This window comes from Pseudoalteromonas sp. SG45-1 (assembly GCF_014164135.1).
Classification (GTDB): domain Bacteria; phylum Pseudomonadota; class Gammaproteobacteria; order Enterobacterales; family Alteromonadaceae; genus Pseudoalteromonas; species Pseudoalteromonas distincta.
In genome coordinates, this window is sequence record NZ_JACJEP010000011.1 from 1 (window position 1) to 25,022 (window position 25,022).

Here is a 25,022-nt window from a genome sequence, read left to right on the forward strand (position 1 = left end):
AGAGGAGCCTTCAATCAATCGAACTACTGTATAAAAGGCTTTGGTTGCAGCCAAAGCTTGGGCCTCACATTACCCGAACTTGGTTAAAGTATTAATTAATTTATGGGTTTATTATCCATACAAGAGATCTCATGCTTAAACAAAAGTTACTACTTAGCCTTTCCCCATTACTCCTTCTATCTGCCTCAGCTATTGCTGATACAAATTGGGTTGGTGGCGTTGATCATTTAGGTTTAACCGTATCAAACTTAGATGCATCCAAAGCATTTTTTTACTGATGTACTTGGCTTTAAAACGCTAGGGAATGACCCAGCCTATCCTGCTTATTTTTTATCAAACAATAAAATAACCATTACATTATGGCGCGTGAAAAACGATGCAAAACGTGTGGAGTTTAATCGAGCAGAAAATGTGGGCTTACACCATTTAGCACTCAGTGTTGAAAGTATCAAAAAGTTAAGCGAGCTACATGAACACTTAAAAATGCAAAATAATATTATTATAGAGTTTGCACCCGAAAACTTAGGTAGCGGCCCAACCCAACATATGATGATAAGAGAGCCTAGCGGCAATCGGATTGAGTTTATTGCCAGAGGTAATTAAAAGACAATAAAGAAAGGCGCTTTAAAAGCGCCTTTCTTTATGAGCTAAAATTAATTACTCAACAGTTTGTGTAGCCGTTGGTAAGTTAAGCTCAGCATTGGCTTTAAGCGCTTCAATAAATACCATGTAGTTTTTATTAGCTTGCGCCATAGTAATGCTTTGTTTTGCTTGAGGGTCAATATTAGCTGCAACTTGTGCATCCGTTACCGACTTAAGCGCAACAATTGCTGCATCACCATTATTTAAATTAACGAGATCGACTACCGCAGAATCCGCTGGGTGAGCCATTTTAAAAGCTTGAGTCACAATAGCAGGTGAAACAGTGTAGCTTTGACGTGTTAACTTAGCTTCTTGGCGAAGTGGTAAGCTTTGCTCGTTAGCAACATCGTTTAAGCTCTTACCTGCTTGTACTTCTGCAAATAAGCTACGTGCCTTTTCTTTAGCAAGCTCAGATGATTTTTCATTCACTAAACGCGCTTTAATTTCCTCGCTTACTTCGTCTAACGGCTTAGTAGCAGCAGCTTTGTGCTCGTTAATACGAACAATGATTGCATGCTCATCGCCAAGCTCAATAACTTCAGAATTTACTTTATCTTCAAGTAAATCAACTGATGTTAGTGCTGTGACAACTGCAGGGCTGTTTAACGGCTCTGGTAGAGCATTAAGTGCTAAAAGAGGTGTAGATTTAACTTCCACTTCAGCAACTTCTGCAGCATCATCTAAGCGGTCTGAAATTTCAAATGCAAGTGCACCCATTTCAGTTTGCTTTTCGTAAAATGCATCAATTTTTTCAGCTTGTTCTAATTCAGCACGTAAGTCAGCTTTAACATCGTCATACGCTTTAACTTGTTGTGGTTGAATGTCAGTAAGTTTAATTATGTGATAACCAAACTCAGAAGTAACAACGTCAGAAATATCACCTTTATTTTCAAGCGCGAAAGCCGCGTCTTCAAATGCAGGGTCCATTACATCACGCTCAATCCACTCAAGATCGCCGCCCATTTCGCCACTAACGATATCGTCAGACGATGATTGTGCTAACTCAGCAAAGTCTGCACCTTGCTCTAGCTGTGCATGAAGAGCATTGGCTTTTTCTTTTGCTGCATCATCGTCTTCACTGTTATCAATTAAGATATGTGATACGCGACGCTTTTCTGGCTCAACGTATTGTGCTTTGTTTTGCTCATAATACGCTTTAACGTCATCCTCGGTTACCGATTCAACATTGATATCTGCTGCTTTAAGCTCAATGTAACTTACTGAGATAAGCTCTGGAGATAAAAATTGAGATGCGTTTAAGTCGTAGTAATCAGATACTTCTTGATCTGATACTTCAACATTCGCGGCAAGTGCCTCTTTGTTTACAACTACGTAATCAATACTACGAGTTTGCTGCTGAAGAGCAATTGCGCTTTTCAGCTCGCTCTCTAGAGCAAAGTCTGTCCCTGCAACAGCAGATACTACCTGGCTGCGTGTCATATCTTTACGTAAATATTCACGAAAAGCATCTGGTTGAAAATTCATTTGACGAATTACTTGTAGGTAACGGTCGTTATTAAATTTTTCACCAATTTGAAAGTACGGTAATTCTAAAATTGTTTTACGTACACTTTCGTCGCTTACGCGAAGGCCTAAATCAGCCGCTAGCTGTGATTGCAATTCTTGTTGTACTAAGCGGTCAACTACACCTTGACGAATTTGTGCCATGTAATTTGGATCAGCTGCAATTTGTGTAAAGTATTCACCAAATTGTTGCTCTAAACGGCTACGTTCATTTTGGTAAGCACGGTTAAAATCGGTTTGACTAATTTTAATTCCATTTACTTCAGCAACGGGTTGTTCTGTGGTTTGACCTAAGTAACTACCGATCCCTGCTAAGGCAAAAGATAAAATCACCGCGCCTAAAATTATTTTGGCTACAGGTCCTTGCGAACCTTCTCTGATTTTCTCAAGCATTTGTTTATCTCTTTTTGATCAAGGTATTTTACCTTGTCACATGTAAAAAAAGCGTATCTTACCAGATACGCTTTTTCACTTGAAGTAACTGGCGGAAAAGTTACTTAACTCATCTGTTGTGGTGAATCAGTAACTTTACACTCGCCATAACTAATGTGTTTAAAACAGTGATTAGTTTACTGCGTCTTTAAGCGCTTTACCGGCTTTGAAAGCTGGAATAGTTGCAGCAGCAATTTGGATAGTTTCACCAGTTTGCGGGTTACGGCCTGAACGTGCAGCACGTTCACGTACTGAGAAAGTACCAAAACCTACAAGTGCAACTGAGTCGCCATCTTTTAGCGCGCCAGATACAGATTCGATGAATGAATCTAGTGCACGACCTGCAGCCGCTTTAGAAATGTCAGCATCAGCTGCGATTTGATCGATTAATTGAGATTTATTCACAATATCATCCTCTTTCATTGTTATTATCAAGAGCGATGGTTTTTTAAACTAACATCACTTTTTTGAAAATTTTAGAGCAAACTTTTAATGCCCACATGATTATATTTTTCTTAAGCCTAGGCCCCGTAAGGGCTAGGCTTGAAAACCAGTGCTTAACTTATCATACCGTTTAGATTTGAAAAGCCCTAAAAAGCACTTTTTTTATGTTTTTTCTTGGTTTTTAGGTGTTTCGACCGAAAAACTCTCAACAGGATGCACTAAAGCAAGCTTTAACACCTCGTCAATCCAAGTAACTGGGTGAATATCAAGACCTGCCAGCACGTTGTCTGGTATCTCTTTTAAGTCACGTTCGTTAATTTTTGGAATGATCACTGTTTTAATTCCACCACGATGCGCCGCTAATAACTTCTCTTTTAAACCACCAATCGGAAGTACTTCACCGCGTAATGTAATTTCACCAGTCATAGCAACATCTGCTCGTACAGGATTACCCGTTAAGCTAGATACAAGACCCGTTACCATTGCTGCGCCCGCACTAGGACCATCTTTTGGTGTTGCGCCCTCAGGTACGTGTACGTGAATATCACGTTTTTCGTAAAAGTCGCTGTTAATACGGAAAGTATCTGCTCGATTACGCACAACCGTCATTGCCGCTTGAATCGACTCTTGCATTACATCGCCAAGAGAACCGGTGTAACTTAACTTGCCTTTACCTGGCACTGCCGCACATTCAATTGTTAGCAAATCACCGCCAACTTCTGTCCATGCTAAGCCTGTAACTTGACCAATACGGTCGCCATCTTCAGCTTTGCCATAGTCAAAGCGCTGCACACCTAAAAACTCTTCTAGGTTATCTTGATTGATGGTCACTATTTTAGTGTCTTTTTCAAGTAAGATATTTTTAACGGCTTTACGGCATAGTTTCGAAATTTCGCGCTCTAAGTTACGTACACCCGCTTCACGTGTGTAATAACGAATAATGCCAATAATTGCGCTGTCTTCGATAACTATTTCAGACTCTTTTAAACCGTTACGTTTAACTTGTTTAGTAATTAAGTGCTCTTTTGCAATGTTTAGCTTTTCATCTTCGGTGTAACCCGACAAGCGAATAACTTCCATACGGTCCAATAATGGGCCAGGAATGTTAAAGCTGTTTGATGTTGCTACAAACATAACGTCAGATAAATCGTAATCGACTTCAAGATAGTGATCGGCAAAATGACTGTTTTGTTCCGGATCAAGCACCTCTAACAATGCTGATGCTGGGTCGCCGCGCATGTCCGATGACATTTTATCGATTTCATCTAATAAGAATAATGGGTTTTTAACGCCCACTTTTGTCATGTTTTGAATTAGCTTACCTGGCATTGAACCTATGTATGTACGACGATGACCGCGAATCTCAGCTTCATCACGTACGCCGCCAAGCGCCATACGAACATACTTACGACCAGTCGAACGTGCAATAGATTGCCCAAGTGATGTTTTACCAACACCTGGTGGTCCAACTAAACATAAAATTGGCCCTTTGAGCTTATTAGTACGCTGTTGTACTGCGAGGTACTCAATAATGCGTTCTTTTACTTTATCTAAGCCGTGGTGATCGCTATCAAGAATTTTTTGTGCGCCTGCTAAGTCTTTTTTCACTTTAGAGCGTTTTTTCCATGGCACATTAATTAATGTATCTATGTATGAACGCACTACAGTTGCTTCTGCAGACATTGGCGACATCATTTTAAGCTTATTGAGCTCTGTAGTTGCCTTTTCTTTAGCTTCATCAGGCATGCCAGAATCCTCAATACGCTTTTTAAGCGCTTCAAATTCATCAGGCACATCATCAAGCTCACCAAGTTCTTTTTGAATGGCTTTCATTTGCTCATTGAGGTAATACTCGCGCTGAGATTTTTCCATCTGCTTTTTAACGCGGGTACGAATTTTCTTCTCAACTTGCAATAAGTCTATTTCGCCTTCCATTAGTGCCATTAAATATTCAAGACGTTCTGTGACACTTGAAATTTCGAGCACTTTTTGTTTTTCAGGTACTTTAAGCGGCATATGCGCTGCCATTGTGTCGGCAAGACGTGCTGGCTCATCAATACCTGAAACCGAAGTTAGTACTTCAGGTGGAATTTTTTTATTTAGCTTTACATAGCCTTCAAACTGGCTAATTGCGCTTCGGATAAAAATATCTTGCTCTTGTTCATCTACAGAATCAGATTCAATAAATTGAGCATTAGCGACAAAAAAGTCATCGTTATCTACAAATTCTTCAATTTGTGCGCGCTGTGTACCTTCGACTAAAACTTTAACTGTACCGTCTGGTAATTTTAATAACTGAAGTACAGTGGCAATAGTACCGATACGATAAATATCATCTTGCTCTGGTTCATCTACAGTTGCATCTTTTTGTGCAACCAAGAAAATTTGTTTGTCTTTGTCCATTGCCGCTTCTAGGCATTTTATTGATTTTTCACGGCCAACAAAAAGCGGGATCACCATGTGCGGGTATACCACAACATCGCGCAGTGCAAGGACTGGGATTTCGACTCGGTCGGTTCTCTCAAGCGTCATTATAGTTTCTCTTCGCACTTCATTTATTTTAAAGATTACTCAAGTATATGGGGATAACCTAATTAAAGTTCAACAATTTTCCCTAACTCGATTAAATTAATTATAAAAAAAGGAGCCTAAGGCTCCTTTTTCCATTCAAATAGCTTAAAAACTATTCTGATGCAGCTTTATCTTGTTTATTATTTTCATAAATCAAGATTGGATCTGACTCACCTTTAATAACGGTTTCATCAATAACTACTTTGCTTACATCATCCATTGAAGGAAGCTCGTACATAGTATCAAGTAGTACACCTTCAACAATTGAACGAAGACCACGTGCGCCTGTTTTACGCTCCATTGCTTTGTGGGCAATTGCAGCTAAGGCATCATCGCGAAACTCAAGTTCAACGTCTTCCATACCAAACAATACTGAAAACTGTTTAGTAATCGCGTTTTTAGGTTCACTCAATATTTGTACAAGAGCTGCTTCATCAAGTTCTGTTAACGTAGCCACTACCGGCAAACGGCCTATAAACTCAGGAATTAAGCCATATTTAACTAAATCTTCTGGCTCTACATCTTTAAATGTTTCACTTAAAGAACGACTCGCCGCAGACTCTTTTACGCTAACGCCAAAACCGATACCGGTGTTTTTATGGCTACGTTGCTCAATTACTTTATCTAGGCCTGAAAATGCACCACCACAAATAAACAAGATTTTAGATGTATCTACTTGTAAAAACTCTTGCTGTGGATGTTTACGACCACCTTGCGGTGGAACAGAAGCAACGGTGCCTTCAATCAGTTTAAGTAGCGCCTGTTGAACGCCCTCGCCTGATACGTCACGCGTAATTGAAGGGTTATCTGATTTACGAGAAATTTTGTCAATTTCATCGATGTAGACAATACCGCGCTGTGCTTTTTCAACATCGTAATCGCACTTTTGTAAAAGCTTTTGAATGATGTTTTCAACATCTTCACCTACATAACCTGCTTCGGTTAATGTAGTGGCATCGGCCATAGTAAACGGCACGTCAAGTAGGCGCGCTAATGTTTCTGCAAGTAATGTTTTACCACTACCTGTTGGGCCGATAAGCAAAATATTACTTTTACTTAATTCAATGTCTTGCTTAGTCGATTGGTTACGTAGGCGTTTATAATGGTTATAAACGGCAACAGACAATACTTTTTTAGCATGGTCTTGACCAATAACATAATCGTCTAAGTGTTTACGAATTTCTTTTGGTACAGGTAGTTTGTCAGACGTATCATGCTTAGGAGCAATGTCTTTGATCTCTTCCCTGATAATATCGTTACACAACTCTACACATTCATCACAAACGTATACTGAAGGGCCTGCAATTAATTTACGCACTTCATGTTGGCTTTTGCCACAAAAAGAGCAGTATAACAATTTATTACTTTTGTCGCCGTCTGTAGGAGTGTCAGACATTCAGCTACCTCATTTTATTACGTTGGCCACCAAAACTATTGGCGGCTATTTCAATACGCTTTAACTATACCAAAATTTATTGGTTTTCGCATAGTAACTCAAAGTGGCAAACAGGCAGTCCTGCTTACCAAGCGCTTACTTTTTGTCGCGATTTGTAAACACAGAGTCTACCAAGCCGTAATCTACAGCTTGCGAAGCACTCATGAAGTTATCACGATCAGTGTCTTTAGAGATAATATCTAATGGTTGGCCTGTATGCTCAGCCATTAAGCGGTTAAGCTTATCTTTAATAGACAGAATTTCTTTAGCGTGTATTTCAAAGTCAGATGCTTGACCTTGGAAACCACCTAATGGTTGGTGAATCATCACACGTGAGTTTGGTAGGCAAAAACGCTTACCTTTAGCACCAGCAGTAAGTAAAAAAGCACCCATGCTTGCAGCTTGACCTACACATATTGTACTTACATCTGGTTTGATGAAGTTCATTGTGTCGTATATAGCCATACCCGCAGTTACTGAACCACCTGGTGAGTTGATATATAAAAAGATATCTTTATCAGGGTTCTCTGATTCTAAAAATAGCATTTGCGCTAAGATCAGATTTGCCATGTTGTCTTCAACTTGACCTGTTAAAAAGATAATACGCTCTTTTAATAATCTCGAATAAATATCATACGAGCGCTCGCCTTTTGGTGTTTGTTCAACAACCATTGGGACCAATGCATTTAGGGGATCTGTAATACCAGTATTCATACTTATTTAATTCCTTATGCGCTTATACTTATCCTTATTATAAGGAAGCATAGTTATCGTTTTTCGCAAATTTAGAGCCAAAAACTAAAATGGCCCGGGCACGCTGTATAAACAGAGTAACACGAGCCATTTAATCGTTAGCGAGAGCTTAAGTCAATGACTTATTAAGCACCTTGCTGTGGATTCATGATGTCATCAAATGCTTTTTCAACATCAGTAACAACTGCTTTAGCTAAAATAGCTTCAACAGCTTGCTCTTCCATTGCTACATTACGCATTTGCTGCATAAGTTGATCATTACCTTTGTAGTATTCTACTACTTCAGTTGGATCTTCGTATGCAGAAGCTACTGTTGCGATTAATGCTTCAACTTTAGCGTCATCAACTTTAATCTCGTTAGCTTTAATCACTTCACCTAATAAAAGGCCAGTTTTTACACGTGTTACAGCTTGCTCGTGGAACAATTCAGCTGGAAGCTCTGGCATGTTTTGAGCGTCGCCGCCAAAACGTTGAGCTGCTTGCTGACGTAGAGCATCAACTTCTTGATCAACAAGTGCTTTAGGCACTTCGATTTCGTTGTTAGCTAAAAGACCTTTGATTGCTTGGTCTTTAACGCTTGCTTTAACCGCTTGGTCTAGCTCACGTGTCATGTTCTTTTTAACTTCTTCTTTAAGCGCGTCTACGCCGCCTTCGGTAACACCGAATTTAGTTGCAAACTCTTCGCTTAATTCTGGTAATTCTTGCGCTTCAACTTTTTTCACTGTGATAGTGAATTGAGCCGCTTTACCTTTTAAGTTTTCAGCGTGGTAATCATCAGGGAAAGTTACATCAGCAACTACTTCTTCGCCTGCTTTTTTACCTACGATGTTATCTTCAAAACCTGGGATCATACGACCTTGGCCAAGTTCTAATGGGAAGTCTTCAGCTTTGCCGCCTTCAAATACTTCACCGTCGATAGTACCTACGAAATCAACTGTTACACGGTCGTTTTCGCCAGCAGCTGCATCAACATCAGCCCACGCTGCGTGTTGCTTACGAAGTGTTTCTAGCATGTTAGCTAAATCTTCGTCAGTTACTGTTACTGCTGGTTTTTCAACAGTAATTTTATCTAAACCTTGAACTTCAACTTCAGGGTAAACTTCAAACGTTGCTGAGAATTCTAAATCTTTACCTGCTTCAAGTGATTTAGGAGCGAATGTAGGCGCGCCAGCTGGGTTGATTTTTTCAGAAACGATTGCTTCAATGTAATTACGTTGCATTACTTCGCCAGCAACTTCTTGACGAACTGCAGGGCCAAAACGCTTGTTAATTACAGATACTGGAACTTTACCAGCACGGAAACCATCTATACGCTGTGTTTTTGACAGTTGTTGTAGGCGTTTTTTTACTTCGGTCTCAACGTTCTCTGAAGGAACGGTGATAGTTATACGGCGCTCAAGGCCTTGGGTCGTCTCAACAGAAACTTGCATGATTTACCTCAATATTCAATTTTGGCGACTGTTCGCCTTCCTTTACAAACAAAGTGTTCTGCATGAGTCTTGATAAAGTTTAAGCGGTTTTCCACACTTAAAAGCATCCGTCGCTACCATGAGACACCATTGCTGCTTTGCCCTTCGGGCACTATGTTAAACAATAGACGCGGCATTATAACCTAATATTTATGATAGTCGAGTATAGGGGGCAATTATTTGGACTAGATAAGGGACTATAAAGACTAACTGAATAAAAAACAGGCTAACTACGGACTAAATAGAATAAAATAGAAATTATTTAATAGAATTATAGGCTAACAGATTTAGATTTATAACTTAGAGGAGTTTACTTATTGTTCTTATTGGATAAGAAAATGGTCGGCGATGCAGGATTTGAACCTGCGACCCCTTGGACCCAAACCAAGTGCGCTACCAAACTGCGCTAATCGCCGACATTGAAGAGTTAACTTCTTTTTTCATACTGAACACTTAAACTGAGAGTTTAAGACCATTTTAAGAAAATGGTCGGCGATGCAGGATTTGAACCTGCGACCCCTTGGACCCAAACCAAGTGCGCTACCAAACTGCGCTAATCGCCGATATTCGTTGTAAATGGGGTGACTGATGGGGCTCGAACCCACGACAACCGGAATCACAATCCGGGGCTCTACCAACTGAGCTACAATCACCGCTATATTTACATGTTTTCAAATGGTGCACCCAGAAGGATTCGAACCTTCGACCGACGCCTTAGAAGGGCGTTGCTCTATCCAGCTGAGCTATGGGCGCATCGAAAACTTCATAGTTTACCAATAAGCTATTCGATTATAAAAAATTATAAAAAAATGGTCGGCGATGCAGGATTTGAACCTGCGACCCCTTGGACCCAAACCAAGTGCGCTACCAAACTGCGCTAATCGCCGAAACTTATTATTGCTAGCGAGTGACCTCGTTGACAACGGGGTGCATAATAGTGATTTGACGGGGTTAGGTCAAACATTTTTTTAAGAAAACCAATCAAGTGCTCATTTTTAGTGCACAATGGTTAAATATTACAATAGTCGGCTGAATTTTAAACTATTTAACAGCTCAAACGTTATATACCTTAAAAGCAACTTGGCGCTGCTATGCTTTTCTGCGAAAATAGTAAGCACATTATAAAACGAGTTAAATAAAGAGCGTATTTTTCTTTATTAGCATTTTTACCCCTATTTTATTATGCATTCGTTTTTAGAGTATCGGTATCTAGTTAATTAACCCCAATTAAAGGTCACCCATGACGGCAAACATCATTGATGGTAAGGCAATCGCAAAACAAGTACGTAGCGCTGTAGCAGAACGCGTAAGTGAACGTGTAGCAAATGGTTTACGTGCACCAGGACTTGCAGTAGTACTTGTAGGACTTGATCCAGCAAGCCAAGTTTATGTTGGTTCAAAACGTAAAGCCTGTGAAGAAGTCGGTTTTATCTCTAAATCATTTGATTTACCAGCAGACACACAAGAGCAAACTCTTTTAGATTTAATTGACGAGCTAAATAATGATGCCGAAGTTGATGGAATTTTAGTGCAGTTACCACTGCCAAAAGGTCTTGATGCTGAAAAGATTTTAGAACGTATTACCCCACATAAAGATGTTGATGGATTTCATCCATATAACATTGGTCGATTAGCACAGCGTATGCCTGCCCTTCGCCCATGTACCCCTAAAGGTATTATTACATTACTTGATTCAACGGGTGTACGTTATAAAGGGATGCATGCAGTTGTCGTTGGCGCGTCAAATATTGTTGGTCGTCCAATGTCGTTAGAGCTTTTATTAGCAGGTTGTACTACCACTGTGTGCCATAAATTTACTCAAGACTTAGAAACACATGTTCGCCGCGCTGACTTATTAGTTGTGGCTGTCGGTAAACCTGAATTTATACCGGGAGATTGGATAAAAGAAGGCGCTATTGTTATCGATGTGGGCATTAACCGCTTAGATACGGGTAAATTAGTCGGTGATGTTCAATACAGTGTGGCCGAACAAAAAGCGCATTTTATTACACCTGTACCAGGTGGCGTTGGCCCGATGACTGTCGCAAGCTTAATTGAAAACACACTTGAAGCGTGTGAAAAGTATCACAGCTAAGCTGTTAAAAAATCAAAAAAGGGTTGCCATTTGGCAACCCTTTTTTAGTTTGACCTGAATTACTTTAAACGCTTACGCTTTACGCCACGTTGTTTTACCAGCTGAATCTTCAAGTATTACACCTAACGCATTAAGCGCATCACGTGCTTCATCAGCAGCAGCCCAGTCCTTACTAGCACGTGCTTCATTACGTTTTACAATTAATGCTTCAATTGTCGCAACTTCGTCGTCATCTTGCCCACCTTGTAAAAAAGCTTCCGGTGCTTGTTGAGCAACACCTAACACTTCACCGAGGCTACGCAGTATAAACGCTAACTTGCCAGCTTGACCTGCGTCACTTTCTTTTACGCGGTTTAATTCTTTAGCAAGTTCGAACAACACAGGTAGTGCTTCTGGTGTATTAAAGTCATCATTCATTGCTTTTCTAAACTTAGCAACAAACTCATTGCCTTCTAAGTCGCACTCTACCGGTACGACATCACGAAGCGCTGTATAAATGCGTTCAAGTGATGAACGCGCTTGGTCTAAATTTTCTTGTGAGTAATTTAATTGGCTGCGGTAATGCCCTGAAATTAAAAAGTAACGAACAGATTCGGCATCGTATGCTTTTAAAACTTCACGCACAGTAAAAAAGTTATCTAACGACTTAGACATTTTTTCTTTATTTACTTGCACCATGCCAGTATGTATCCATGTATTTACATACTTGCCGTTGTTTGCACAGCACGACTGGGCAATTTCGTTTTCATGATGTGGAAACTGTAAATCAGACCCCCCACCGTGAATATCAAAATGCTCACCTAAGTGTTTTGAGCTCATTGCCGAACATTCAATATGCCAACCAGGACGCCCTTCACCCCACGGTGATGACCATGATGGCTCACCTGCTTTGGCTTTTTTCCATAACACAAAATCAAGCGGATCGTCTTTATCTTGAGCCACTTCTACGCGAGAGCCCGATTGCAACATAGTTAAATCTTGCTGAGAAAGCGCACCATATTGCTCAAACGTTGATACATCAAACAAAACATCGCCATCAGCTGCAACATAGGCATGGCCTTTTTCAATCAAGCGCTTAACCATAACGATAATTTCATCCATATGGCTTGTAACTGTTGGTTCAACATCTGGGCGTAGCATATTTAGGCTATCAAAATCTTCATGCATCGCTTTAGTCATGCGCACAGTTAAGTCGTTTATTGACTCACCATTTTCATTTGCACGTTTAATTATTTTATCGTCGATATCTGTAATGTTACGTACATATTTTAAATCGTAACCAATATGACGTAAGTAGCGCACAATAACGTCAAAACCAACAAAAGTACGAGCGTGTCCAATATGGCAGTAATCATAAATGGTGATACCACACACATACATGTCGATTTTGCCTTCGACCATAGGTTTAAATTGCTCTTTTTGTCGCGTGAGTGTGTTGTATATATTTACCATTTACTTTGAGTCCTTGACTATTTACTTGAACAGTTATGTTACCACTTGAAAAGCCCCTGCTCTAGCGCTTTATAACAAACCAAACATCTACTTTGTTAATCTTAGCCAACTACGATAAAATAGCGCCAATATTTAAACCAGATATAGGAAAACACATGGTTGTTCTACACACCAATTTTGGTGACATCACCATTAAAATGTTTGAGCAAGAAGCTCCAAACACTGTTAAAAACTTTTTAGAGTATGCAAATGCTGATTTTTTCAACGGCACTATCTTTCATCGTGTAATCGATGGTTTTATGGTTCAAGGCGGTGGTTTTGTACCAGGTATGGAACAAAAAGAAGTTAACGACCCAATTAAAAATGAAGCTAATAATGGCCTATCTAACAAGATAGGTACTTTAGCAATGGCACGTACACCTGATCCTCATTCAGCTACAGCGCAGTTTTTCATTAACGTGAATAACAACGACTTTTTAAACCACAGTAGCGAAACATCGCAAGGCTGGGGTTACTGTGTTTTTGCTGAAGTAGTAGAAGGCATGGACGTAGTAAATAAAATAAAAGGCGTAGCAACAGGTAGTACTGGTTTTCACCAAGACGTGCCTCTTGAAGATGTGATCATCGAAAGCGTTACTGTTAGCTAATAGTAAGTTTACCCACGTAATGTGGAGTATCAGCGGGTATTTACCAATGTGTATACGCCCGCTTTATTTATATCGAAAAGACTGACCTATGACTCGCCAAACTTACTTTATTGCAGATTTACACCTAAGCGAAAACCGCCCCGACATTAGCGCTGCATTTTTTGACTTTTTAAATACGCATATACTAAATAAAGATGTAGATGCACTTTATATTTTGGGTGATTTTTTTGAAGTATGGGTTGGAGATGACTACATTACAGCGCTGAGTGCCGATGTAGCAAAGCATTTAAGCGCCGTTAATGATGGTGGGACACCTGTTTATTTTATACATGGCAACCGTGATTTCATCATGCGCAAGCAATATGCAGACATGGCCGCAATGACTTTACTCGATGAACAAACAGTCATTGATTTATATGGTACGCCTACCGTTATTTTACATGGCGACGAAATGTGTACTCAAGATACTGAGTATCAAAAATTTCGTAAAAAAAGCCGTGGTTGGTGGTGGCCAAAATTAATGCTTGCAATGCCACTTTGGTATCGTAAAAAAATAGCGCGTAATGCCCGTGAAAAAAGTAAGTTGAGCCAAGCTGATAAACCTATCGAAATTTTAGACGTTGTAGATGAAGCCGTGCTTGCCACCTTTGCCAAACATAACGTTACTAATATGATTCATGGTCATACTCACCGCCCTAATGTTCATACCTATAAAGTTAATGAACAAACGCTTACTCGTACAGTGCTAGGTGACTGGTATACCCAAGGCTCTTATTTAGTCGTTACCCCTCAATCACAAGAATTAATTAGCACGCCTTTCGCATAATTTAAAATCCTGACTATTATTTAACTATATATTTGAATAATAGTGAGAGGTTTAATGATTAAGCTGTTAATTTTCATCGTAGTAATTGCCATTCCTACCAAAGTATTTAGCGAGCAAACATGGCAAATTGTTACTGAAAACTACCCTCCCTATTTTAGCGAAAACCTTCCTGATAACGGTTGGTTATATGAAATCACTCAATCAGCCCTTAAAACTCAAGGCATTAATAGCGAAGCCGAGTTTACGACATGGGACCGCTCCCTAAAGCTATTAGAAAAAAAGAGAAAAACAGCTATTTTAGGCGCTTTTTATTCATTAAAAAGAAATGAAGTTTTTTACTACTCTCGCCCACTTGCAGTTGCTCATTCAGGAATTTTTAAACGCAAAGAGAGTGCTATTAACTTCGATGGTACAGTTAAATCATTAACACCTTATAGTATTGGTACAGAAGACAATGCCTTTGTAAGCCAAGAGTTTACAAGAAATACTGAGCTGGCAATAACATCCACTAAAAGCCTTCCTACAAGTTTATACCTGCTACAACAAGGACGTATTGATTTGGTCGCAGGCACTAAAGAAGTAGGGAAGTATTGGCTTGAGCACAATAACGAAGTTGATTTAGATAAGAATAAAATTGAGTACTTATTGCCAGATCTTGCTTCTCATAAACTATATTTAGTTGTCTCTAAATCAAATTACAGGGCAAAAGATTACTTACAAAAGTTTAATAGAGGGATTGATATAATAATTGAAAACGGAAGCATTGCTGAAATCATGAAGAAACACAATTTCAGCAATCAAAAAACAGCTGAATACATTAATTTTTTAAAAGAAAATTAGCTTTCTGCTATTGGCAGGCCACTATGAAACTTTAAATCTTCATCCTGTGATGAAATTAATTCGGCTTCAATCTCGCCAAATTCTTTAACTCGTTCGGTAATATCAAAATCAGCAATTTCTTGCGCTAAAGTTAGATAATCTTGGTAATGACGGGCTTCAGAGCGCAGCAGCGAAATATAAAAATCACCTAAACGTTTGTCAACATGCGGCGCAAGCTTTGCGAAACGCTCACATGAACGCGCCTCAATGTAAGCGCCTACAATTAATTTATCAACAAGGGCGTTTGGCTCAAACGTTTTAACATGACGAAGCATGCCTTTTGCATAACGACATGGTGTAATGCTTTGGTACTCTACACCGTACTCGTCCATAATTTCGAGCACTTGGTAAAAATGATGCAACTCTTCTTTTATCAACAATACCATTTTATCAATTAAATCTTGTCCATATGGCGAATTAGATTTAGGAATTATTGATTTAGTTAGCTTATTTTTAGCCGCGAGATCACGCCAATTTCCTTCACGCTTATAAATAAGCGTTTCAAATGGCTTTAGCCACTCGAGTAAGGCATCACTGCCCTCTTTATCAACAGCGTATTTACGTATTAAAAACATCGCACTTTGAGCCGCTTTTAACTCACAAATTAAGTGATCGATTAAGATTACTGATAAGTTCTCTTTTTTAATTGCCTGCTCCACCCACTGCTGTGGGGTTGTACACACTAAAAAGTTATTGATCGGCTCTAAAAGTTGGCTATGTGGCACGTTGACTGCTCATTACTAAATAAATTTGATATGCCATTATTTTAACACGAAATTTTGTTTGGGATAAATCAAAGCCCTAACCTGTGCAAAAATGTTAATAGTGAGTTAACTTGACTTTGCAAAATAAGTGAACCATAACTGTACGTAGACTGTATAAAAATAAACCAACCAAAACAGTAATACGTTCCTTTTATGGAGTAAGCACTATGATACTAAATCACCTCTGGGGCATTTATGCTCACCCACTTGAAGAATGGCAAACAATAGATAATCGCCATGAAAGTTTAACCTATAGTTTGTCGCATATTTTACTGATTGCTTTGTTTCCTTCAATAATGGGTTATTACTCATCTGTTTATTTAGGATGGAGTATAGGCGCAGGCGATCCTGTATTTTTAACGCACGATAGTGCGCTATTAATTGCAGTTGCAATGTATTTTGCTTTAATAGCGGGTGTTTTTGCATTGGCGTATTTGGCTCATTGGATGGCCGTTACATTTGGCTCTAAGCCTACATTTACACAAACACTTGAACTTGCAGCTTATACTGCAACACCTGTGTTTATGTCGGCGCTTGCCGCCTTTTGGCCTGTACTTTGGTTTGTAGTGTGTATTGGAATTATTGCACTAGCTTACTCGGTCTACTTACTTTATACCGGCGTACCAATACTTATGCATATTCCAGAAGAGCGTGGTTTTATTTATGCCAGCTCGGTTGTAACGTGCGGATTAATATTATTAGTTATTATTTTAGCTGTAACAGCTATGCTTTGGACAAATGGGATTGTTAGTCCAATGTTTACTTAATAAAGTTTAGCTAAAAAAGAGTCGTGTTTGATAGAAATGTTCCCTTTCTTTCCTTCGCAAAAAAGGAGCTAATTAGCTCCTTTTTTTATGTAACGACTTTTTATTAACTAATTATTAATCAGCTTCGTTTTCGTCTTGGTTGTGAATCTCTAAACTTGAAGACATCGCACTTTCGCGGGTGCTTTTTGCTGAATCGTTACGTAGCTCATCAATACGATTTAAATAGTTTTGATCAATGTCGCCTGTAATATATTGCCCATCAAATACTGAGGTTTCAAACTTAGTAATTTCAGGATTTTCTTGGCTAACCGCAGCTATTAAATCTTTTAACGATTGAAAGATTAAACCGTCAGAACCAATACTTGCATTAATATCTTCAACTTCACGTCCGTGAGCAATAAGCTCAGCTGCTGAAGGCATATCAATACCGTACACATTAGGGAAGCGTATTTCAGGCGCTGCGGATGCAAAGTAAACATTTTTAGCACCAGACTCTCGAGCCATTTCAACAATTTGTGCTGATGTTGTACCACGAACAATTGAGTCATCAACCAATAATACGTTTTTACCTTTAAACTCGCGATCAATTGCGTTTAGCTTTTGACGCACTGATTTTTTACGCATCTCTTGGCCAGGCATGATAAATGTACGACCAATATAACGGTTTTTAACAAAACCTTGGCGATACGGTAAATCAAGTACACGTGCAATTTCCAGTGCTACATCGCATGAAGTTTCTGGGATTGGGATAACTACATCAATGTCTTTATCAGCCCATTCGCGTGCAATTTTTTCGCCTAGTTTTGTCCCCATGTTTACGCGTGTTGCATAAACAGACATACGGTCTATTGTTGAATCAGGTCGAGCAAAATAAACAAATTCAAAAATACACGGCGAGTAAGATGCTTTATCTGCACAACTAAGTGAATGAAATTCACCTTCTTCTGTAACATATATAGCTTCACCAGGGGCAACATCACGTACAAACTCAAATCCGTCCGGTTTTAACGCAACGCTTTCAGAGGCGAACATGTACTCAGTACCTTTTGCAGTCTCACGTTTGCCAAATACAAGTGGACGGATACCATTAGGGTCGCGAAAAGCAACAATACCGTGACCAATAATCATAGCAATTGTTGCATAACCACCGCTTACTTTATTATTTACCTCGGTTACCGCAGTAAATATATCTTCAGGGTCTAAATGCAACTTATCAGATTTACTTAGTTCATGTGCCATGATGTTGAGTAAGATTTCTGAATCAGATGTTGTATTTACATGACGACGTGCTTCTGAGAATAACTGCTCTTTTAAAGCTTCTGCATTAGTAAGGTTGCCATTATGGGCAAGTGCTATACCAAACGGTGAGTTAACATAAAAAGGCTGTGCTTCAGATGAGCTTGAAGACCCTGCTGTAGGATAGCGCACATGGCCAAGACCAATCGTACCTTGTAGTCGTTTCATATGACGAGTGTGAAAAGCATCTTTCACTAAGCCATTTGCTTTGCGTAAGCTGAACGTATTATTCTCAATGGTAATGATACCCGCGGCATCTTGACCACGGTGCTGCAAAACAGTTAAGCCATCATAAATCGCCTGATTGACAGGGGATGTTCCGACTATTCCAACGATACCACACATGTAATTTATCCTCGCCGATTAACGGTTTACTGAATTTAAAAAGCTCGAGTTGTTTTCTAGGTACGAAAAGAACCATTCAACAACAAAGCCAAATTCTGGAATCAAAATAGAATTGCCCCACCAGTGCGTATTGGGTGCACCAGTAAAAGCATCAAGAAAGAAGAGTAACGCGCTCACGACCAACACGCCTCGTAGAGCACCAAACACTATGCCAAAGACACGGTCGGTACCCGATAAACCAGTACGATGTACGAGCTCACCTAAAATGTAGTTTAGTAAACCGCCTAACAGTAGCGTCGCAAAGAATAATATGGCTATGGCCGCCGCATTTCTTAAAAGGGGTTCAGAAATGGTTGTTAGGAAGGAAGCTAAATATTGGTAAAATAAGCTAGAGATGATAAAGGCGCCAGCCCATACCGCTAATGACATTGCTTCTTTTACAAAGCCACGTATTAAACCGATGATGGTAGACAATACAATGATGCCAATAATGGCGTAATCAACCCAGATCATAAGAACCAATTAGTCGCTAATTTGGGGCGCATTCTATACCCAAACATCGTTAGTATGCAAGTTTAAACGGGAGATTACTGGGTTGTAGTTAATACAAAAAATTAACATTCTAGTCTAGGTATTGTGAGATAAAGATAATGATAAAAAAAATATAAATAAATAAAAAAAGGCTTGTTATACAAGCCTTTTTTAAATTATTTTGTTACTTCGTACTGCGTAACTTTACCATTTAATTTAGTAAGCTCTTTGAGCTGGGGGAGCTGCTTTTGTAATTCACTTTTATCAAGCGAAGGACCAACAAATACTTTGGTTAGTGTCCCATTTGGGGTTTTAATCGGTTTAGTAAACGTTTTAAACCCTTCAGCCTTTAATTTAGCCTGTAATGCTTTAACGTTTGCAACATGTGAAAAACTACCTAATTGAATAACATAGGCCATACTCGTTAGGTTTTCATCACTTTTACGTGGTGCAATTGGCTCTGGCTTAGCTTGAACAGGCGCTTTTGTAATTGGTGTAGCTTTGGGTTCTATAGTTGCTTCAACAACTTTATCTTCCACAGCGTAATCACTCTCATCCATCGCGCTTTGCTGCTCAAAAGCTTCATCGTCAGCTTGAATGTCTTCAATTTCATCTTGCTTTAGTGGCTCAGCATTAGCCATATTTTCATCAATTGACTCTTGAAGATCGATTGTTTTGAACTCAGGGCGGTCTGGGATCGCTTTAAAGCCTTCTTTATAATGCACTTTTTCGCCATCGAGTATATTAGGGATAAACACAATTGCTGCGATCACCACTATACTTGTTCCGACTAAGCGATTAATAAAACTTGAGTTCACCGACATCCTCTCTATTTTTTAAAGTAATTAATAGCGCCAGCAACTGTAAAAAATGAACCAAATATAATCAACATAGTATCACTTTGTTGTTCTGGTAAAATTACATTCAGTGCTTGTGCCACACTATCATAGCTATTAATAGTATTATGATGAGACAATTCGTGCAGTGCATTTTGTAAATTACTTGCAGTGTCGCCTCGCGGGCCACTTAAGCTCGCTAATGACCACTCATCGACCAAGTGACTTACTTCTTTAAATACACCCGCTTTATCTTTGTCAGCAAGCATAGCGGCTAATGCATGAATTTTAAAGCCTTTATCTTTATAGCTTGATAACTTATTGGCTAAATAACGCGCCGACTCAGGGTTGTGTGCTACGTCGGTAAAGACTAAAGGCTCAACACTTAACTGTTGAAAGCGCCCTTCGACAACTAAATTAGCTAAACAACTTCGTATAATTGATTCACTAGGTAATAAGTTTAAAACACTTAGCGTAGTTAATGCGGTAGCTGCATTTTGACACGGTATTGCAGGCTTATCTATTTCAAGATTATGTTCTTTATATTGCCAATTAAAGCTCTCAGCATTTTCTTTAAAAATAAAGTCACTGCCCGACAGCGTCATGTTGGCATTAATTTCTTTGCCGTAATCAGTCATTGTGTGAGGAATATTTAAATCCCCTATAATAGCGGGCGTATTTTCACGAAAAATACCGGCTTTATCATAAGCCACTAACTCACGGGTATCACCTAAGTACTCTTTATGGTCTAAGTCTATAGTGGTGATCACGCTTGCAAAGGGAGTGACTATATTTGTGGCGTCAAAGCGCCCACCTAAACCAACCTCTAGTAATACATAATCGACGTTACAGCGTTTAAAAATTGCCAACGCCCCCAAAGTACCATATTCAAAATAAGTCAGAGCAGTGTCTTTACGGCCTTGCTCAAGCTGGTGAAAAGCATCTATATGAAATTGGTCTGCCAATTCTTCCCCATTAACTCGTACACGCTCGTTATAACGAATTAAATGTGGAGATGCGTAAGTACCCACACTGAAACCTTGCGCTAGCAATAGCGACTCTAAGCACCGTGCTGTGGTGCCCTTACCGTTTGTACCGGCAATAAGAATAATTTTACTTGGAGTGTTTAACAGGCCAATATTGTTAGCAACATTAGCAACTCGTTCTAAGCCCATAGCAATGTTAGCTGGGTGAACACTTTCTAAATAAAAAAGCCAATCATCAAGGCTTGATGATTGGCTAGGAATTTTTTTTGTCATAGCGTGTAATCAGTAAAGCTGAAATTTACGCTACTCTATGCTCTTGTTCCGTAGAAGGCAAGTTCATAAATTTAGCTAAAATGCGTGCAAGGGTATCGCGCATTTCACGGCGGTCAATAATCATGTCAATTGCACCGTGTTCAAGCAAAAATTCACTACGCTGAAAGCCTTCAGGTAATGTTTCGCGAACTGTTTGCTCAATAACACGAGGACCTGCAAAACCAATTAACGCTTTAGGTTCTGCAACGTTAATATCGCCCAGCATAGCAAGCGATGCAGATACACCACCCATAGTTGGGTCAGTCATGACTGAAATAAACGGAAGACCTTTTTCAGTCATTTTTGCAAGTGCAGCACTTGTTTTAGCCATTTGCATAAGCGACATAAGCGCTTCTTGCATGCGTGCACCGCCTGATGCAGAAAAACAAATAAGCGGCATGTTATGCTCTAAACATTGATCAACAGCATCAACAAAGCGAGCGCCAACAACAGAAGCCATTGAGCCACCCATAAATGAGAACTCAAATGCTACTGCTGCAACTGGAATGCCTTTTAATCGGCCTTTCATAGCTACAAGTGCATCTTTTTCACCACTTGCTTTTTGGGCTGCACTGATACGATCAGAGTATTTTTTAGAATCTTTAAACTTAAGAATGTCTTTAGGCTCATGTTGTGTGCCAAGCTCTTGACGGTCACCTTCATCTAAAAAGTGCTCCAGGCGCTTACGGCCACTAACACGCATGTGATGGTTACACTTAGGACATACGTTTAATGACTTTTCTAATTCAGCTTTATATAAAATTGAATCACACGATGTGCACTTAGCCCAAACACCTTCTGGGATTTCTTTACGACCTGATGATTTTGTCGTTTTAGGTAAGATTTTTTCTAGCCAACTCATTTGCAACTCTCTTAATGCTGTTCTGTGTCGCGAGCCTGCCAATAGCAATTAGCAGACAAATTTTTTCAATTAAAACATGAATTACACTAACGCGGTATAAAAAACTGGTCTTAGTAGTTAAAAGTGTTCATAAAAAACACTAACGGCAACCATAACTAAATTTCAGCGTCAGGTAAAAACAATGGACCTAAAGGCATTTTAGGAATATTAAACTCTTCAGGATAATCGACATCAACCAAGTATAAACCTGCAGCTTTAGCTGTAGCACTTGCTTTAGCACGCTCTTTACAATCAAGTAATTCTTTCAACCAAATGGGCTGTTGCTTATGTATGCCAATATCCATCAAGCTCCCCGTTATATTACGTACCATGTGATGTAAGAACGCATTCGCCTTAATATCAATAATAACGTAACACCCTTGGCGCTGTACCGATAAATGATGAATAGTGCGAGTCGGTGTATTTGCTTGACAATGGATCGCTCGAAAAGATGTAAAATCGTGTGTCCCGATCAAATACTGACAGGCTTCCTGCATTTTAACTTCATCTAATGGGTGATGAAAATGCGTAACCCCTTCGTTTAACACTGCTCCTCGAAAAGGAGAGTTATAAATAATATAGCGGTATCGGCGAGCGGTTGCACTAAAACGAGCATGAAAATCGACAGCAACTGGTTGTGCAAAGCGAATAGCAATATCTTTAGGCAATAAGGTATTCATACCCATTGTAAATGCGACCATGTCACGCGAAGCTTCAGTTTCAAAATGTATTATTTGACCTGTACCGTGCACACCCGCATCAGTTCGCCCCGCACATACTACTTCAACTGGGTGATTACAAATACGCGACAATGCCTTTTCTACTTCTTGTTGTACGCTATTTACATGTGATTGACGTTGCCACCCACTATAGCGTACGCCGTTGTATTCAACTCCAAGTGCTACTCGCATAATTACTGCTTTACCTACTGTGCTAATGAACACGGCATTTTATGCTATCTCTCGACGCAATAAAAGGAGGTGTGCGGTAATACCCTTTTTATTAAAAACATGATCATTTTAATGAATCAAATAACTTAATAATTACGATGTAAATTATTCTTTTATAACAATTACATACTATAAAACCCGCTTCATTAATGCGTTGCTTTCCCTTGTTATAATTAAACTAACATCCATAAAAAAACCCTTAATTAGAATAACCAATTAAGGGTTTTTTTAACAATTTGTTATTTTAGTTTCGCTTTTAAACTAAGTGCCTCTTCTTGAACTTCTTCTGGGCCTTTGTTGATGACATCCTCAATGACCTTGAGCGCAGAATCAAAATCATCAATTTCAATATAAGCACGCGCTAAATCTAGTTTAGCTGAGTAGCCACCACTTTCAGCATCAACATCGGTTGGGTTATCACCAGCAAGTAATGCATCAAACTCACTCAAACCAACATCCATATTAACATCGGTGTAAGGTTCGTGTTCAAGTTCAGCCTCTTCACTTTCTTCTAATAATGAATCTATATCTACAAATTCATCATTATCAAGTTGCTCAATATCACTACTTTCAACAAGTGGCTCTTTTGTAGTTAATGAGTCATCTTCCTCTAAGTCTTCTTTTAGCAAGCTGTCAAAGTCGACATCAAATTCACTGCTATCCTCAGCACTTAATTCTTCAGGCTCCGCTAACTCACTAAGTAATGAATCAAAATCAGTTTGCGTCAAATTTGACATAAACTCTTCATCAAGTTCATCGTCAGAGCTAATATCAGTGCTACCTGCTTCATCTGAGTTTGTTAACTGTGCTTCGCGCTCTGCATTTGTTTGCTCTTGCTGCTCGTCTGATAACTCATCAGTTAGCGCTTGCTCTAAAATATCTTCGTCAAACTCAACATCTAAGTCAGAAAAATCGTCTTCAATTAAAATTTCATCATCAAAATCGTCTTCTAAACTATCTAAATCATTATTTTCAGAAAGCGCATTTGATAAGTCCTGCTCAGCTTGGCTGGAAGCGACTCCCTGCGCCTCACCGTCTAAATCATCACCTTGTAATTCTTCGGGGGTAAATGGCAACTCACTTTCTAGTGTTTCTTGAACTTCATCAAGGTTAAGAGGTTTGGTATCCTCTTCTATACTAACTGGTTCAACAGAATCAATTCCGTCATTAATTTCTTGCAGTAAATCATCATCAAACGACTCGTCTTCAACCTTAGCTTCTGATTCAGAGAAGTCATTATCAATTAATAGTTCATCATCAAAATCATCTTCTAAGCTATCTAAGTTAGCATTTTCAGAAAGCGCATTTGCGAGATCTTTCTCTGTTTGACTAAGTGCTACTGCATTTTCTTCACTCGGTGCATTTTCTTTAGGTTCTTGCGGCTCAAACGAAGGTTCATTCTCCAATAATGAATGATCATCATCTAATTCAAGTTCAGGATATTCATCTAACTCTTCACTTGGCGTTATAAGATCGCTATCAAGCTGCTCTTCAATTTTTGTAAGATCTGAGCCATCGTCGCCCGCTAACGGATCGTCACCAAGATCTACTTCTATTTCTTCAAGATCGTCGTCAAGCTCATCTAAAGACCAATCTGGTGTTTCTATATAGTCATCATCCGTCGCTTGTTGTAGCTCATTTAAAAGCTCATCAACGCTCTTTAAAGTATCATCTGTATATTCTTCAAGCGCATCTTCAGGATCAAGAAGCGACTCTGATGTATCTGAAAAATCATCAACCGTTACATCTATAAGTTCAGGCTCTTCTTCAAGCTCAGGTTCTTCATTTAATGATGAAGCAAGCGACTCAATATCATCAACATTTAATTCTTCTTGAGCATCTGCTAAATCCTCAACTGAGTCTGCCAATGCATTATCAATTTCTGAATCTCTTATATCTGAATTTTTTACTTCATCATCAATTAGGTTATCTATGTCGTCTAAATCAAAATCATCGCTTTGTTCAACTAATGAATCATTTGCAGTATCAACTGCTTCCTCATCAATTAAGCTATCTATGTCGTCTAAATCAAAGTCGTCACTTTCCTCAACTAATGAGTCATCTGCAGTATCAACTGCTGCTTCATCAATTAAGCTATCTATATCGTCTAAATCAAAGTCGTCACTTTCCTCAACTAATGAGTCATCTGCAGTATCAACTGCAGC

20 protein-coding genes, 5 tRNA genes and 1 pseudogene are annotated in these 25,022 nt (G+C 39.2%); 6 read left to right on the forward strand and 20 right to left on the reverse strand.

Annotated elements, in window-relative coordinates:
- Positions 1-131: 131 nt before the first annotated feature.
- A pseudogene (locus H5117_RS10875) lies at positions 132-603 on the forward strand (VOC family protein).
- Positions 604-657: 54 nt separating this feature from the next.
- On the opposite strand, the gene H5117_RS10880 reads toward H5117_RS10875, so the two are convergent.
- The 11 genes from H5117_RS10880 to H5117_RS10930 all read right to left on the reverse strand — a co-directional run bounded on the left by H5117_RS10880 (position 658) and on the right by H5117_RS10930 (position 10,157).
- Positions 658-2,559 carry a SurA N-terminal domain-containing protein gene (locus H5117_RS10880; RefSeq protein ID WP_182737821.1) on the reverse strand — a complete coding sequence of 634 codons (1,902 nt, stop codon included), beginning with the start codon at positions 2,557-2,559 and terminating at the stop codon, positions 658-660.
- Between the two features lie 171 nt (positions 2,560-2,730).
- Positions 2,731-3,021 (reverse strand): HU family DNA-binding protein, encoded by a 291-nt coding sequence (locus tag H5117_RS10885; RefSeq protein WP_158000827.1) that lies wholly within the window; start codon positions 3,019-3,021, stop codon positions 2,731-2,733.
- A 183-nt stretch (positions 3,022-3,204) separates the two neighbouring features.
- On the reverse strand, positions 3,205-5,574 hold the full coding sequence (gene lon, locus H5117_RS10890) for an endopeptidase La (RefSeq protein ID WP_182694190.1): 2,370 nt from the start codon (positions 5,572-5,574) through the stop codon (positions 3,205-3,207).
- Between the two features lie 151 nt (positions 5,575-5,725).
- Entirely contained in the window at positions 5,726-7,009 is a 1,284-nt protein-coding gene (clpX, locus tag H5117_RS10895; RefSeq protein ID WP_002958344.1) for an ATP-dependent protease ATP-binding subunit ClpX, read from the reverse strand.
- A gap of 135 nt (positions 7,010-7,144) precedes the next feature.
- Positions 7,145-7,762 carry an ATP-dependent Clp endopeptidase proteolytic subunit ClpP gene (clpP, locus tag H5117_RS10900; RefSeq protein ID WP_002958346.1) on the reverse strand — a complete coding sequence of 206 codons (618 nt, stop codon included), beginning with the start codon at positions 7,760-7,762 and terminating at the stop codon, positions 7,145-7,147.
- A gap of 164 nt (positions 7,763-7,926) precedes the next feature.
- On the reverse strand, positions 7,927-9,231 hold the full coding sequence (gene tig / locus H5117_RS10905) for a trigger factor (RefSeq protein WP_007580935.1): 1,305 nt from the start codon (positions 9,229-9,231) through the stop codon (positions 7,927-7,929).
- 378 nt (positions 9,232-9,609) lie between these two features.
- A tRNA-Pro gene (locus tag H5117_RS10910) sits at positions 9,610-9,686 on the reverse strand.
- A gap of 70 nt (positions 9,687-9,756) precedes the next feature.
- Positions 9,757-9,833 (reverse strand) — tRNA-Pro (locus H5117_RS10915).
- Between the two features lie 14 nt (positions 9,834-9,847).
- Positions 9,848-9,923, reverse strand: a tRNA-His gene (locus H5117_RS10920).
- A 23-nt stretch (positions 9,924-9,946) separates the two neighbouring features.
- Positions 9,947-10,023, reverse strand: a tRNA-Arg gene (locus tag H5117_RS10925).
- Positions 10,024-10,080: 57 nt separating this feature from the next.
- A tRNA-Pro gene (locus H5117_RS10930) sits at positions 10,081-10,157 on the reverse strand.
- A 353-nt stretch (positions 10,158-10,510) separates the two neighbouring features.
- On the opposite strand from H5117_RS10930, the gene folD reads away from it, so the two are divergent.
- Positions 10,511-11,365, forward strand: coding sequence for a bifunctional methylenetetrahydrofolate dehydrogenase/methenyltetrahydrofolate cyclohydrolase FolD (gene folD / locus H5117_RS10935; RefSeq protein ID WP_002958348.1), 855 nt, complete (start codon positions 10,511-10,513; stop codon positions 11,363-11,365).
- Positions 11,366-11,437: 72 nt separating this feature from the next.
- On the opposite strand, the gene cysS is transcribed toward folD, so the two are convergent.
- Positions 11,438-12,817, reverse strand: coding sequence for a cysteine--tRNA ligase (gene cysS / locus H5117_RS10940; protein ID WP_024596371.1), 1,380 nt, complete (start codon positions 12,815-12,817; stop codon positions 11,438-11,440).
- A 155-nt stretch (positions 12,818-12,972) separates the two neighbouring features.
- Here cysS and H5117_RS10945 point away from each other — a divergent pair, with 155 nt between their 5' ends.
- The 3 genes from H5117_RS10945 (at position 12,973) to H5117_RS10955 (ending at position 15,130) form a co-directional block, all read left to right on the forward strand.
- Positions 12,973-13,464: a peptidylprolyl isomerase gene (locus H5117_RS10945; RefSeq protein ID WP_002958350.1), complete on the forward strand. Its 492-nt coding sequence runs from the start codon at positions 12,973-12,975 to the stop codon at positions 13,462-13,464.
- A gap of 88 nt (positions 13,465-13,552) precedes the next feature.
- A complete protein-coding gene (locus H5117_RS10950) occupies positions 13,553-14,290 on the forward strand; it encodes a UDP-2,3-diacylglucosamine diphosphatase (RefSeq protein ID WP_002958351.1) in 738 nt (245 codons plus the stop codon).
- 54 nt (positions 14,291-14,344) lie between these two features.
- Positions 14,345-15,130, forward strand: coding sequence for an ABC transporter substrate-binding protein (locus H5117_RS10955; RefSeq protein ID WP_182737825.1), 786 nt, complete (start codon positions 14,345-14,347; stop codon positions 15,128-15,130).
- On the opposite strand, the gene miaE is transcribed toward H5117_RS10955, so the two are convergent.
- Positions 15,127-15,894: a tRNA isopentenyl-2-thiomethyl-A-37 hydroxylase MiaE gene (gene miaE, locus H5117_RS10960; protein WP_182737828.1), complete on the reverse strand. Its 768-nt coding sequence runs from the start codon at positions 15,892-15,894 to the stop codon at positions 15,127-15,129. The genes H5117_RS10955 and miaE overlap by 4 nt on opposite strands.
- 206 nt (positions 15,895-16,100) lie before the next feature.
- Between miaE and H5117_RS10965 the strand changes: the two genes are divergently transcribed.
- Positions 16,101-16,700, forward strand: coding sequence for a Yip1 family protein (locus tag H5117_RS10965; RefSeq protein WP_024596370.1), 600 nt, complete (start codon positions 16,101-16,103; stop codon positions 16,698-16,700).
- Between the two features lie 114 nt (positions 16,701-16,814).
- On the opposite strand, the gene purF is transcribed toward H5117_RS10965, so the two are convergent.
- The 7 genes from purF to H5117_RS20685 all read right to left on the reverse strand — a co-directional run.
- Complete coding sequence (gene purF, locus H5117_RS10970; RefSeq protein ID WP_024596369.1) at positions 16,815-18,341, reverse strand: amidophosphoribosyltransferase; 1,527 nt, start codon at positions 18,339-18,341, stop codon at positions 16,815-16,817.
- An 18-nt stretch (positions 18,342-18,359) separates the two neighbouring features.
- Entirely contained in the window at positions 18,360-18,854 is a 495-nt protein-coding gene (locus H5117_RS10975) for a CvpA family protein (RefSeq protein WP_002958356.1), read from the reverse strand.
- Between the two features lie 194 nt (positions 18,855-19,048).
- Positions 19,049-19,690, reverse strand: a complete 642-nt coding sequence (locus tag H5117_RS10980) for an SPOR domain-containing protein (protein WP_002958357.1) — start codon at positions 19,688-19,690, stop codon at positions 19,049-19,051.
- An 11-nt stretch (positions 19,691-19,701) separates the two neighbouring features.
- Complete coding sequence (folC, locus tag H5117_RS10985; protein ID WP_002958358.1) at positions 19,702-20,967, reverse strand: bifunctional tetrahydrofolate synthase/dihydrofolate synthase; 1,266 nt, start codon at positions 20,965-20,967, stop codon at positions 19,702-19,704.
- A 25-nt stretch (positions 20,968-20,992) separates the two neighbouring features.
- Positions 20,993-21,868: an acetyl-CoA carboxylase, carboxyltransferase subunit beta gene (gene accD / locus H5117_RS10990; RefSeq protein ID WP_002958359.1), complete on the reverse strand. Its 876-nt coding sequence runs from the start codon at positions 21,866-21,868 to the stop codon at positions 20,993-20,995.
- Between the two features lie 155 nt (positions 21,869-22,023).
- Complete coding sequence (gene truA / locus H5117_RS10995; RefSeq protein WP_165724236.1) at positions 22,024-22,818, reverse strand: tRNA pseudouridine(38-40) synthase TruA; 795 nt, start codon at positions 22,816-22,818, stop codon at positions 22,024-22,026.
- A 278-nt stretch (positions 22,819-23,096) separates the two neighbouring features.
- The coding region (locus tag H5117_RS20685) for a FimV/HubP family polar landmark protein (RefSeq protein WP_310737171.1) at positions 23,097-25,022 on the reverse strand (1,926 nt) is incomplete at its 5' end.